This window comes from Pseudomonas sp. FG36 (assembly GCF_057809275.1).
In genome coordinates this window covers 35,252-47,875 of the sequence record NZ_JBMDJQ010000007.1, presented here as the reverse complement: position 1 = coordinate 47,875, position 12,624 = coordinate 35,252, and the positions used below count along the sequence as shown (strand labels likewise).

The following is a 12,624-nucleotide window of genomic DNA, read 5'->3' as shown; positions in this document are numbered from 1 at the left end:
GTAATGGAATTCAAGGACAACGCCAAGGCGCTTTTTCGCCTGGCGGGCGACAATTGCAAACCGCGCACTGAGATAGGTTTTTTCTCGTGGTCGGAGGCGGCAGTAGATGCAGTGGCTGCGATCTTCTGTGGTCAGCCGTTTGATCATCTTGGATTGTCCCAGGTCAGTGACAAGGAAGAAGTTGTCCACCTGGTGTACTACTACTACCTGCGCCGTCTGGCAGATCCTGGAGCAATTGAGCGTCTTTGTGTCCGCGAGCGAGCCGGGCTGGTTGAGTACTGCCAGGCTGCAATCCTGCGCTCGGAAGAGTATTCGCTGCTCGGGCGCTGTGACATTACTCTGCGCTTGGAGTCGAATGCGCATGCGGCGCCGCGTATCTACCTGGATGTCAGTAATACCAAGACCACCCGGGCACGGACGGGTATTCAGCGTGTGGTCAGGGAGTTGTGTCGGGAACTGGGGGGCAGCACGCTTGAAGGCGTGCATTACATCGCCTATTGCCGAGAGGGCAAGGCATTCAAGCGTGTCGCGCTGAGCGACGATGAGTTCGTCGAGTTGAGCGATGTCGAGCCGGTCTGCTTTGCGCGGGGAGATCTGTACTTTGATGTTGATGGTTCGTGGGGGGATGCGGTCTCGCGTTGGCCGCTGTACCAGCAGCTGAGGCAGGCCGGCGTTCGCATCCTGAATATTCACTACGATGCAGCTCCGATTCTGTTCCCCATGTACTCCCACCCGATTACCGTGCTGCGTTTCCTTGAGCACTTCTTCGCGGTATCCAACTTCTCAGACAAGTTCCTCTGTATTTCGGAGGCGGTGCAGAAGGATTACATCGCGATCGCAAACCGTCTTAACGGGCGTTGCGCGCCAACGACGGTCATGCCCTTGGGGAATGTTTTTTCAGCGTTGCAGGCGGATGACGAGCTTGTGCCGGAAGATGTTCGGGCATTTGCCCGGGAGCGCTTCGCGTTGTTTGTGGGGACGGTCGAGCCGCGGAAAAACTACTCGATGCTCCTGCGCAACCTTGACCATTTCCATCGGCTGGGTCTGAAAGTCGTACTGGTTGGCAAGAAGGGTTGGGAGCGTGACGAGGTCATAGAAAGCCTGGAGGCTGCAGAGGCGGCAGGTGCTCTGCTGTGGCTGAAGAACGCGACAGACGGCGTGCTCAAGTATCTCTACGAGACCTGCTATCTCTATGTCTCGGTCGCCCATTACGAAGGTTATGGTCTGCCTGTGCTGGAGGCGCTTTCCTACGGTTGTGCGGTGGTGACCAGTGATGGTGGGGCGCTGGAGGAGGTTGGTCGCGGGCACACATTGAGTTTCCGCTTGCGCGATGAGGCTGGCTTGGCAAACACCTTGGACGCTCTGGTTGGCGAGCCGGAGCAATACAAGCGTCTGAAGGACAGTGCAGGCTATTTCCAGGCGCCGGTCTGGGCAGACGCGATTACCAAGGTAAGCGAAGTGGCTGCAGCTTATCTGCCGCACGCGCAGTTACACATCGATTGGCGGCAAGTCCAGTTGGTGTATATCTCCATCCGTCCTGAATCGTTGTTGCGATCGCTGGTCTCTTTCAGGAAACTCGGTCACGCTGGTCGTGTAGTGGTGCTGACCAGTGAAGCGATGAAAGAGCAGGTCGAATCAGTACTCGCTTCGCTAGGGGTGGAAGGGGTTGTGTTGTGCGATGAGGATCTGTTTCCGGGGGAGGCGATACCTGTCGACCATCAGGAGCGAAACTTCCAGTTGCGCAAGCGCTTGTATGGCAATGCCGTGATTGACGCTGTATTCCTGTCGCTGGACGATGATGCGATTCTATTGCGGTCTTTGTCTGCTGGGCACTATGCGGCAGATGGAAAGTACAACGCCTACTATTACTATGGTTCGATGTTCGCCTGGAATGCCAGTCCATTCGGCGTGACGTCCTATGATCAGGGACAGTGGCGGACAGCTGAACTGCTACGTGCGCACCACTATAGTGACAAGTCGTTCTCGGCGCACCAACCACAAATTATCGAGAAGGCACTGGTGCAGGAGGTTTATAGTGAATACTCCAACTGTGTCGGTGGCGGCGTCGATGAATGGTCGCTGTACTTCAACGTCTGTGCAAATCGTTACAGCAATCGATTTTCCGTTCGGCCGGTCACCACATTGAACTGGCCGGAGGACTACTCCTCGTGGGTGCCTGGCTGGTTTACCGAAGAAGTTCATTACATGAACTATTACCCGGGTAACGGCTCGGCCAATGATCCTTTGCGGGGGCTTCTCGATTATGCGGCCGCGTACGACAAGTACCATGCCCAGCGCCTGCTCGGAGGGGTTGCCAAGCCGATCGTGCTGAGTGCGGAAGGCGATAATGTGCTGGCGGGACTGCCTGGGCTCTGGGTCGATATCAAGGTCACCGAAGCCATGTCGGATGTCGGCTATCGCATCTACAGCGGTAATCAAGTCGTGGTCGATGGGAGTCGGGATATTCAGGTGATATCGCCGCGCTCACCGCTGAAAATCAAGATGCCTGGCGAGGCCGGGGAATATCGGCTGACTGTCTTTTTGCAGGGGGAGGGCACGGAAGTTACCACTGCGTCTGTTCTGGTTTTCCCCTGGCGCGCTACGTTACAAGCTGTTTGAGTCGATGCCGGGCGTGTGGTGTGAAGGGCGAGATGCCCTCTTCACGCCGCACGTGACGTGCTCAGGATTTCTTAAGCGTATGCATTAATGTTAAGATGAAAGATCACCCGCATGCGGGATGCATGGCTTGAAATCATTATTTTAGGTGTGGTATGGGAAATTCAGGAAGCAAGCGTTTGGGTAGCAGTTTTTCATTTACTGTGCCTAGCGTCTTGAAGGCATTGGTGTGTGCGGGTTGTGTTCTTGCAGTTTCTGCGTGTGATGACAGTAAGCCCAGCGCTTCGGTGCCTGTGGTGCAGGCTCCGCAAGATGTTTTTCATGCCGTGTACAAGGCTGACCGCCTTAAGTGGAAAGTCAAGGCTGGCAGCAAGTTTGTCGTGCCGGTCACGGTCGAGAATGCCAGCCAGTTCACTTGGTCTTCGGCGGCGGCGCGCGGCCCGGTCAACATGGCCTACAGCTGGCTCTCCGTTGACGAGAAGATGATCCAGCGTGATGGCGCGAGAACGCCTTTCTCCCAGGATGTTGCCCCTGGTAAGACGCTTCAGGTAGGTGCTGTGGTGTTGGCGCCCAAGGAGCGCGGCGTCTATCTGCTGAGGGTCAGCCTGGTTCAGGAAGGGGTTTCCTGGTTCTCCGACAGGAAGGTCAAGCCGCTGGATCTGACTGTAGTCGTAGAGTAAGTCTTGCAGGTTGTACCTTTCCGGGGCGTGGCCCGGCATTAATATTGAGGAATTGAGTTCATGAAGAAGGCCATTGTTACTGGGGTCACTGGTCAAGACGGTGCCTACCTGGCGCAGCTGCTGCTGGACAAGGGTTATTGCGTCTATGGCACCTATCGTCGGACCAGCTCGGTAAACTTTTGGCGTATTGAGGAGCTTGGGATAGCCCAGCACCCCAATCTGCACTTGGTAGAGTATGACCTGACCGACCTGTCTGCTTCGATCCGACTGCTACAAACAACCGAGGCCACTGAGGTTTATAACCTGGCCGCCCAGAGTTTTGTGGGCGTTTCGTTTGAGCAACCGGTCACCACTGCGGAAATTACCGGGGTGGGCGCGGTCAATCTGTTGGAAGCCATTCGTATTGTCAATCCGCAAGTACGATTTTACCAGGCGTCTACTTCGGAGATGTTCGGCAAGGTCCAGGCCATTCCGCAAGTGGAAACCACACCGTTCTATCCACGCAGTCCATACGGTGTCGCCAAGCTGTATGCCCACTGGATGACCATCAACTACCGTGAGTCCTATGGTATTTTTGGCACCAGTGGCATCCTGTTCAACCACGAGTCGCCATTGCGTGGTCGTGAGTTCGTAACGCGCAAGATTACTGACTCGGTGGCCAAGATTCAGATGGGCAAGCTCGATGTTCTTGAACTTGGAAACCTTGACGCCAAGCGTGATTGGGGTTTTGCCAAAGAATACGTCGAAGGTATGTGGCGCATGCTTCAGGTGGATGAACCGGATACTTTCGTGCTGGCCACCAACCGTACTGAAACTGTTCGTGACTTCGTTTCGCTGGCCTTCAAGGCGGTCGACGTGAATCTTGAGTGGTCTGGAAGCGGCGAGCAGGAACAGGGCGTGGACGCTGCCAGTGGCAAGGTTGTTGTTTCCATTAATCCGAAGTTCTACCGTCCTGCCGAAGTTGAACTTCTGATCGGTGATCCTGCCAAAGCCAAGGCGAAGCTTGGCTGGGAACCGAAAACCACGTTGGAGGAACTCTGCCGCATGATGGTAGAGGCTGATCTCTCTCGTAACAGCCAAGGTTTTTCGTTCTGACTCGATCATCGACGTTGCCCGCTGGGCTAGCGTTAGTGTCCGCGGCACCCTCAGGGGTGTCTGCGGAGCCGCTCATTGCCGCAATACCGATACGCTCGTCAATGTGCTGCAAGGGTGCCAAGCCATATCGCCCTGGTGAGCTGGGTGTATCGCTTCAAGATTGTTGTCTGCGAGGGTTCTGCATCGCGAGCGCCTGATCGAAACCTCCTCTACAGATCTGGAAGTCACGTATGAAAAAAGTTTTGTTGACGGGTGCGAACGGCTTTGTCGGGCGTGTCTTGCGGACCTATCTGGTCTCGGCAGGTTGGTCGGTTATTGGCACTTCTTCGAGTCATTCGGCACCTGCTCATGCCGATGACATCCTGCTGGATGTTACTGATGCCGATGCCTTGGCAGGCGTGGTCAAGCGCGTGCAGCCAGATGCGGTGGTTCACCTGGCGGCCGTGACTCACGTTCCGACCAGTCTGCGCGAGCCGCAACTGACATGGCGCACGAATGTGCTTGGGACCGTTAATCTGCTTGAGGCTGTCAAGCACCATGCTCCCCATGCCTTTGTGCTGTTTGTCAGCTCCTCGGAGGTTTATGGCGAAGCCTTCAAGGCCGGCGTTGCGCTTGATGAGCAGAGTCGTTGTTTGCCGATGAATCCCTACGCGGCGAGCAAGCTGGCGGCCGAGCTGGCCTGTCAGCAGCATTGGCGCCAGGGTTTTCCGGGTGCGATTGCACGGCCGTTCAATCACATCGGCCCAGGCCAATCCCCAGACTTTGTGACCGCATCGTTTGCTCGGCAAGTCGCGAACATTGAGGCGGGGCTTCAGCCGCCGGTCATGCGCGTGGGCAATCTTGATGCCTGTCGCGACTTTCTGGATGTGCGTGATGTCTGTAAGGCCTACGTTCAGCTGCTGGCGTTGACCGACATTTCCGTGCAAAGCCGTGTCTTCAACATCGCCTCGGGGCATGCGACCAAGATTCGTGACGTTCTTGACGTGATGTTGCAGCAGAGTGTGATGGATATCGACATTCAACTGGATCCTGAGCGCCTGCGTCCTTCGGATATCCCTTTTGCCGTGGGCGACAGTCGTCATATGCTCGATGCTACGGGTTGGCGGCCAGGGTATGCTCTCAGTGATACGTTGGGTGGTCTCCTGGCGGATTGGCGTGCGAAGGTGGGTGTTGGCCAGTGAAGCTGCTGCTCAATACTGAATCACTGCGTCCGCCGCTGACTGGCATCGGCAATTACACCCTCAACCTGCTGGGCGAGCTCCAGGCGCAGGCGCTTGCCTCGACGATCGATTGCTTTGATGGTGCTGCCTGGTCGACAGCCGCGCAGACCCTGGACAGGCAGTCGGCCGCAGTGTCAGTTGCGCCGGCCGGTCAATCGACAAACCAGGATCTGTCGACGCGCTTGCGTTCTTTTGTGCGCGGCTTGCCGCTCGCCTACCGGATGCGCAGTGCTGTTCGCAATGCGGTGTTTAGGCGGGAGGCCTCCAAGCGGCGGGCGTTTGTCTACCATGAGCCCAATTTTATTCTGAAACCGCACGAAGGGCCTTGCGTGGCCACCATTCACGACCTTTCGTTCATTCACTACCCGCACTTTCACCCGGCTGAGCGGGTGGCCTGGTTGAATCGCGAGCTGCCGCGTACCTTGGCCAGGGCCGATTATCTGATTACCGATTCGGGCATCGTCCGTCAGGAGTTGATTGATCGATTCGGTATTGCGTCCGATAGGGTCCGGGCCATTTATCTGGGGGCTGACCAGCGTTTTCAGTCGCGTGATCCTCGGCAGACCGCGCAAGTGTTGGCGCGTCATGGTTTGGTGCATGGTCGTTATGTGGCGTTCATCGGAACTGTAGAGCCGCGTAAAGGGCTGTCCGTGCTTCTGGATGCCTGGGAGCAGCTGCCGGTATCGTTGCGCCAGGCGTATCCGCTGGTCATTGCAGGCGCGCCTGGTTGGCAGAATGCCGACTTGCTTGAGCGTATGCAGGTGTTGCAGGCGCGTGGTGAGATGAAATACCTGCGCTTTGTCGCTGCGGATGAATTGCCCTTCATCTACTCGGGGGCGGCGGTGTTCACCTACCCCTCTTTCTATGAGGGGTTTGGCCTCCCTGTGCTGGAGGCAATGGCGAGTGGCGTGCCGGTAGTGTGCACGGATGGAACCTCGATGGCGGAGTTTGCTCAGGGGGCTGTCTCCTTGTTCGAGGCGGGTCGAAGCGAGGCACTGTCTGATGCGTTGAAAGTCTTGCTTGAGGATGAGGCGCTGCGTGGCGAGTTCATTCGCAAGGGGTTGGTGCAGGCGGGGCAGTTCTCGTGGGCGCGATGTGCGCGAGAGACATCGGATGTATACAAGCTCATGGGTTGAGGGGTGGGTGTAATCACCGCTTTCATTAGCCGGCTGAGCATGCGGGCAGGGGTTGTTCCTAGAGAATCGACTTGAAGATTTTACATTTTTACAAAACATTCGCGGCCGACCAGCATGGCGGGGTCGAGCATTTCATCAGGCATCTGACTCATGCGACTACGGCCTTGGGCTGCGAGAACACGATTCTCTCCCTGGCGCGAGAGCCTGCTGCGCCTCAGGAAACTAAGACGTATCGGCTTTTTCAGGTGAAGGAGAGCGCGAATCTTGCTTCCACCGGTATGTCGACAGCTGCGTTCTCGATGTTTGCCCGCTTGGCTGCCGAGGCGGATATTGTTCATTACCATTTTCCATGGCCGTTCATGGATCTCGTTCATTTTGCCACGCGAGTCGGCAAGCCCAGTGTGGTGACGTATCACTCCGATATCGTTCGGCAGCGCTTGATGTTGCCGCTGTATTGGCCATTGATGAACCTGTTTCTCGGTAACGTCGATGCGATTGCCGGTACCAGCCCGAACTACCTGGAAAGTTCTCGTGTCTTGCGGCGCTTCAAGGACAAGTCTCTGGCTATTCCTATCGGCCTGCAGGAGTCTCTGTATCCTGCGGTCGAAGAGGCTGCGGTGGGTAATTTGAAAAAGCAGTTCGGCGAGCGGTTCTTTCTCTTTGTCGGCGTGTTGCGCTACTACAAAGGATTGCATTTTCTGCTCGAGGCATTGAAAGGCAGTGATATGCCGCTGGTTGTTGTTGGGGCGGGGCCGATTGAAAAAGCGTTGCGTGAGGATGCGCAGCGACTGGGGTTGCTCAACGTGCACTTCATCGGGCAGGTGACCGAGCAGGAAAAGGTCAACTTGTTCAATGCGTGTTATGGGGTGGTCTTCCCATCGCATCTTCGCTCTGAGGCATTTGGAATAAGCCTGCTTGAAGGTGCGATGTTCGGCAAGCCGATGATCTGTAGTGAAATCGGTACGGGTACCAGTTTCATCAATCAGCATGAAGTGACAGGGTTGGTTGTTCCGCCTGCCGACTCAATGGCGCTCAAGGCAGCGCTGGAGCGGCTATGGCATGAACCACGGGTCGCGGCGCGTTTTGGTGCGGCTGCTCGGCAACGATTTTCGCAGGTGTTCTCAGCGGAGGTCATGGGGCAGGCATATGGCGATCTTTATAGCAGGCTCCGGGGTGCTTGATGCTCGAGGCGTTCTGCGCTTGCCGAGTCGGTCTCGAGGTTTCCGGACTCTTGCAGAGGGGCTGAGCCAGGCGGCAGAGATGAATGATGCAGATAGTCCATGCCTCGGCTATCATATTGGCCCCCCAAAGGTGGCCGGCTTGGCATTGCGGTACCTTGTGAAACTTTGCATGGACAAGCATTCAGCGTGATTCACGGATTATCTGACAAATATCTGATGGTTGTTTTTGGAGCCGTTGTCCTGAGGTTATCGACCTTGGGCGCGTCGCTCCAAGGCGCCGCCATGCCTGCAGTTCGGTCGCCCTGTCTGGCTTGGCGTCATCACGCCAATGTCTCTGTTGTGTCATGTCGACTTTTTCGGCGCGCTGTTTCCACGTTCCTTGACTCCATGGTCATTCTCTCATTCAGAGGCAGAACCTGCTCAACTCAGGCGCTCGTCCAGGGCAGCCTCGGCAACATGGTTCGCTATTCGAAACCGGTAATCACATGGCTTCAGTAAAACTTTCGAATGGGAAATCATTCGTTTCAGAATCCGGTACGTCGTTGCTCGACAGTGCCAAGGCTGCGGGCATCACCCTGGAGTACAGTTGTCGTACTGGCCGTTGTGGTGTTTGCAAGACCACGGTCCTGTGTGGAGAGACCGCAGCGCTCAAGGACGAAACCTCGCTGACTGCCGAGGAACTTGCGGCTGGCATGATTCTGACTTGCTGTCGCCATGCGCTTGGTGATGTGGAGATTGACGCCGAGGACCTCGGCGCGCTCGGCGATATCGTCGTCAAGACGCTTCCCTGTCGGATCGATTCGATTGTCCGGCTCGCCGAGAATGTTGTTGAGATCATCCTCAGGGTTCCGCCCAACAGCAACTTCAGTTATTTGCCAGGCCAATACCTCGACATCATCGGTGATGCCGGCCTGCGTCGAAGTTACTCCATCGCCAATGCGCAGCGCGCCGATGGCAAGTTGGAGTTACAGATTCGAGAGGTCGACCAGGGCATGCTGTCGCAGTATTGGTTCGGCAGGGCCAAGCCTAACGACCTGCTGCGCCTTGAGGGGCCTTTCGGTACCTTCAGCCTGCGAGACAAGGACTCCAGCTTCATCGTATTCCTCGCCACCGGCACCGGGATTGCTCCGGTCAAAGCGATGCTGGAGCAGATGCTGGGTAACCCAGCGTTGGTCGCCGGCAAGGAAATCCTGATCTATTGGGGGGGGCGCACCCCCGGCGATATCTACTGGACTCCGCAACTCGAGGGCCTCAATGGCCGATTCATTCCGGTGCTGTCGCGCGCGAATGAACAGTGGACCGGGCGTACCGGTTACGTGCAGTCGGCGCTGCTCGAGGATGACATCGATCTCACCCGGTCGGTCGTGTACGCCTGCGGCTCGGAAGAGATGATCCATTCCGCGCGGGAGGCATTGACGGCTGCGGGACTGCCTGCCAAGCACTTCCATTCGGACGCATTCGTAAGCTCAAATTAACAAGGAACAGTCATGAAAGCAGTCATTCTGGCAGGCGGCCTCGGTACGCGCTTGAGCGAAGAAACCGGGACTCGCCCCAAGCCGATGGTAGAGATCGGCGGCAAGCCGATCCTCTGGCACATCATGAAGATGTACTCCTCCCACGGCATCAATGACTTCATCATCTGCTGTGGCTACAAGGGCTACATGATCAAGGAGTATTTCGCGAACTACTTCCTGCACATGTCGGATGTCACGTTCAACATGCGTGACAACCGCATGAAGGTTCACGACAAGCGCGCCGAAGACTGGAATGTCACCCTGGTCGATACCGGCGACACTTCCATGACCGGAGGGCGCCTGCGTCGGGTGGCGGATTACGTTCGCGATGACGAAGCCTTCTGCTTCACCTACGGCGATGGTGTCGGCAGCATGGACATCGGTGCGACGATTGCCTTCCACAAGCGTCATGGCAAGGCCGCAACGCTGACCGCCACTTATCCGCCGGGCCGTTTCGGCGCGCTGGATATCAGCAATGGCCAGGTCCTGAACTTCAAGGAAAAACCCAAGGGTGACGGCGCCATGATCAATGGCGGCTTCTTCGTGCTGTCTCCTCAGGTGCTCGAATACCTGAAAGACGACAGTACGGTCTGGGAGCAGGAGCCGCTGATGGGGCTCGCTGAAAGTGGCCAGCTGATGGCCTTCGAGCACGCAGGCTTCTGGCAGCCGATGGACACCCTACACGACAAGAATCTGCTCGAGAAACTGTGGCAGAGCGGCGCCGCGCCGTGGAAATCCTGGGAATGACATCGACATGAAAGCTTCTGTTTCAGCTGCCTTCTGGAAAGGCAAGAAGGTTTTCCTCACCGGCCACACCGGTTTCAAAGGCAGCTGGCTGTCCCTTTGGCTTCAAGGCATGGGGGCACAGGTCAAAGGTTTCGCCCTGGCACCGCCGACTACGCCGTCGTTGTTCGAGCAGGCGCAGGTCGAGCGCGGCATGCAGGCGTCGCAGATCGGCGATATCCGTGATCTGCAAGCCATTACCGAGAGCATGGTGGCATTTGCCCCTGACATCCTGATCCACATGGCGGCCCAGCCACTGGTCAGGCTGTCCTACCGTGAACCGGTGGAAACCTATGCCACCAACGTCATGGGCACCGTCCATGTGCTGGAGGCTGCGCGACAGTGTCCGAGCCTTCGCGCCATCGTCAACGTCACCACTGACAAATGCTACGAAAATCAGGAGTGGGAGTGGGGGTATCGTGAGAACGAACCCATGGGTGGTCACGATCCCTACAGCAACAGCAAGGGATGTGTAGAGCTGATCACCAGCGCTTACCGAAACTCCTTCTTCAACAGCCCGGGCGCCGCGGCGCTGGCGTCTGCACGTGCCGGTAATGTCATCGGTGGCGGTGACTGGGCAGAAGACCGTCTGATTCCGGACATTCTGCATGCCGTGGAGCAGGGGCAGGCGGTGGTCGTGCGCAACCCCAAGGCAACCCGTCCTTGGCAGCATGTGCTGGAGCCGCTCAGTGGCTATCTTGTCCTGGCCCAGCATCTGTGGGAGCAAGGTCCTGTCTTCGCCGAGGGCTGGAATTTCGGCCCCAGGGATGAAGACGCGCGGCCTGTCGAGTGGATCCTCGATCACATGGTGCAGGCCTGGGGGGAGGGTGCCAGCTGGAGGCTGGACGAGGCGCCCCAGCCACATGAGGCCCGTTACCTGAAACTGGATATCTCCAAGGCTCGCACGCACCTGAAATGGGAGCCTACCTGGAGTCTCGACACCACCTTGAGCCGCATCGTCGACTGGCATCGCGCCTGGTTGCAGGGTGATGACATGCACGCTCGATGCCTCGATGAAATCAACAGCTACATGGCTGCCATGGCCACTGGCGCCTAACCAATTATTAGCTTGAGCAGGAACTACTATGACCCCCGATATGCTCCGTCAGGAAATCAGCCAGCTCGTCGAGCGCTACGCTCAGACCGCCCTGGCTGCCAAACCTTTTGTTGGGGGCGAAACCGTCATCCCTCCTTCGGGCAAGGTGATTGGCGCCCGTGAATTGCAACTGATGGTCGAAGCGTCCCTGGACGGCTGGCTGACCACTGGCCGCTTCAATGCCCAGTTCGAAAAGAAGCTGGCCGAGTTCATTGGCGTGAAATACCTGATTACCGTCAACTCGGGCTCTTCGGCCAACCTGGTCGCGTTCAGCACGCTGACCTCGCCGAAACTGGGTGATCGTGCCATCAGGAAAGGGGACGAGGTCATCGGTGTCGCCGCCGGCTTCCCCACCACCGTGAACCCGATTGTCCAGTTCGGGGCGATTCCCGTGTTCGTCGACGTGGACATGGCCACTCACAACATTGATGCCGACCTGATCGAAGCGGCCATCACGCCGAAGACCAAGGCGATCATGCTCGCCCACACCCTGGGCAACCCGTTCAACCTGGCCAAGGTCAAGGCACTGTGCGAGAAGTACAACCTGTGGCTGGTCGAGGATTGCTGCGACGCACTGGGCGCGACCTACGACGGCAAGATGGTCGGAACCTTCGGTGACATCGCCACGTTGAGCTTCTACCCGGCCCACCACATCACCATGGGTGAGGGCGGCGCGGTGTTCACCAACAACGCCCAGCTCAAGTTGATTGCCGAGTCGTTCCGTGACTGGGGGCGTGACTGCTACTGCGCGCCAGGTTGCGACGACACATGCGGCAATCGGTTCGGCCAGCAGTTCGGCAGCCTGCCGCAAGGCTACGACCACAAGTACGTGTATGCCCATCTGGGTTACAACCTGAAGATTACCGACATGCAGGCGGCCTGTGGTCTGGCCCAGCTGGAGCGTGCCCCGGAATTCATCGAGACCCGCAAGCGCAATTTCAAATTGCTCAAGCAGCGTCTGTCGAGCCTGAACGATTTCCTGGAGATCGCCGAGCCGACGCCAGGCAGTGAGCCGTCCTGGTTCGGCTTCCCGGTCACGCTCAAGGAGAGCGCGGGTGTCAAACGTGTCGACCTGCTCAAGTTCCTCGACCAGCACAAGATCGGTACCCGTCTGCTGTTCGCCGGCAACCTGATCCGCCAGCCTTACTTCCACAATGTGGAGTACCGCGTGGTGGGTGAGCTGACCAACACCGACCGGACCATGAACCAGACCTTCTGGCTGGGCGTTCAGCCGTCCCTGGGGCAGGAGCATTTCGATTTCGTCGGTGAAAAACTGGAAGAGTTCTTCGGGATCGGTTTCTAA

At 57.4% G+C, this 12,624-nt stretch carries 10 protein-coding genes; all 10 read left to right on the top strand.

The window, feature by feature from the left end; all coding sequences use genetic code 11:
* The first annotated feature begins 3 nt into the window (after positions 1 to 3).
* The 10 genes from ACODS9_RS07870 (at position 4) to rfbH (ending at position 12,624) form a co-directional block, all read left to right on the top strand.
* Positions 4 to 2,619 carry a glycosyltransferase gene (locus ACODS9_RS07870; RefSeq protein ID WP_489093643.1) on the top strand — a complete coding sequence of 872 codons (2,616 nt, stop codon included), beginning with the start codon at positions 4 to 6 and terminating at the stop codon, positions 2,617 to 2,619.
* A 176-nt stretch (positions 2,620 to 2,795) separates the two neighbouring features.
* A complete protein-coding gene (locus ACODS9_RS07865; RefSeq protein ID WP_401110168.1) occupies positions 2,796 to 3,296 on the top strand; it encodes a hypothetical protein in 501 nt (166 codons plus the stop codon).
* Positions 3,297 to 3,356: 60 nt separating this feature from the next.
* The gene (gmd, locus tag ACODS9_RS07860; RefSeq protein ID WP_489093642.1) at positions 3,357 to 4,391 is read left to right on the top strand and encodes a GDP-mannose 4,6-dehydratase; all 1,035 of its coding nucleotides are present in this window, start codon (positions 3,357 to 3,359) and stop codon (positions 4,389 to 4,391) included.
* A 230-nt stretch (positions 4,392 to 4,621) separates the two neighbouring features.
* Positions 4,622 to 5,572 (top strand): GDP-mannose 4,6-dehydratase, encoded by a 951-nt coding sequence (locus ACODS9_RS07855; RefSeq protein ID WP_489093641.1) that lies wholly within the window; start codon positions 4,622 to 4,624, stop codon positions 5,570 to 5,572.
* Positions 5,569 to 6,747, top strand: coding sequence for a glycosyltransferase family 4 protein (locus ACODS9_RS07850; RefSeq protein ID WP_401110161.1), 1,179 nt, complete (start codon positions 5,569 to 5,571; stop codon positions 6,745 to 6,747). Before ACODS9_RS07855 ends, ACODS9_RS07850 begins: the two co-directional genes overlap by 4 nt.
* A gap of 71 nt (positions 6,748 to 6,818) precedes the next feature.
* Positions 6,819 to 7,928 carry a glycosyltransferase gene (locus ACODS9_RS07845; RefSeq protein ID WP_489093640.1) on the top strand — a complete coding sequence of 370 codons (1,110 nt, stop codon included), beginning with the start codon at positions 6,819 to 6,821 and terminating at the stop codon, positions 7,926 to 7,928.
* A gap of 485 nt (positions 7,929 to 8,413) precedes the next feature.
* Entirely contained in the window at positions 8,414 to 9,403 is a 990-nt protein-coding gene (locus ACODS9_RS07840; protein ID WP_401110155.1) for an FAD-binding oxidoreductase, read from the top strand.
* Between the two features lie 12 nt (positions 9,404 to 9,415).
* Positions 9,416 to 10,189 carry a glucose-1-phosphate cytidylyltransferase gene (gene rfbF, locus ACODS9_RS07835; protein ID WP_062573223.1) on the top strand — a complete coding sequence of 258 codons (774 nt, stop codon included), beginning with the start codon at positions 9,416 to 9,418 and terminating at the stop codon, positions 10,187 to 10,189.
* Positions 10,190 to 10,196: 7 nt separating this feature from the next.
* Positions 10,197 to 11,282, top strand: coding sequence for a CDP-glucose 4,6-dehydratase (rfbG, locus tag ACODS9_RS07830; RefSeq protein ID WP_401110152.1), 1,086 nt, complete (start codon positions 10,197 to 10,199; stop codon positions 11,280 to 11,282).
* Positions 11,283 to 11,310: 28 nt separating this feature from the next.
* The gene (gene rfbH / locus ACODS9_RS07825; RefSeq protein ID WP_401110150.1) at positions 11,311 to 12,624 is read left to right on the top strand and encodes a lipopolysaccharide biosynthesis protein RfbH; all 1,314 of its coding nucleotides are present in this window, start codon (positions 11,311 to 11,313) and stop codon (positions 12,622 to 12,624) included.

Bases quoted from the DNA above. Each gene is read 5' to 3' on its own strand.
- ACODS9_RS07840 (WP_401110155.1), top strand. From the start codon at position 8,414: ATGGCTTCAGTAAAACTTTCGAATGGGAAATCATTCGTTTCAGAATCC.
- gmd (WP_489093642.1), top strand. From the start codon at position 3,357: ATGAAGAAGGCCATTGTTACTGGGGTCACTGGTCAAGACGGTGCCTAC.
- ACODS9_RS07855 (WP_489093641.1), top strand. From the start codon at position 4,622: ATGAAAAAAGTTTTGTTGACGGGTGCGAACGGCTTTGTCGGGCGTGTC.
- rfbG (WP_401110152.1), top strand. From the start codon at position 10,197: ATGAAAGCTTCTGTTTCAGCTGCCTTCTGGAAAGGCAAGAAGGTTTTC.
- rfbF (WP_062573223.1), top strand. From the start codon at position 9,416: ATGAAAGCAGTCATTCTGGCAGGCGGCCTCGGTACGCGCTTGAGCGAA.
- rfbH (WP_401110150.1), top strand. From the start codon at position 11,311: ATGACCCCCGATATGCTCCGTCAGGAAATCAGCCAGCTCGTCGAGCGC.
- ACODS9_RS07870 (WP_489093643.1), top strand. From the start codon at position 4: ATGGAATTCAAGGACAACGCCAAGGCGCTTTTTCGCCTGGCGGGCGAC.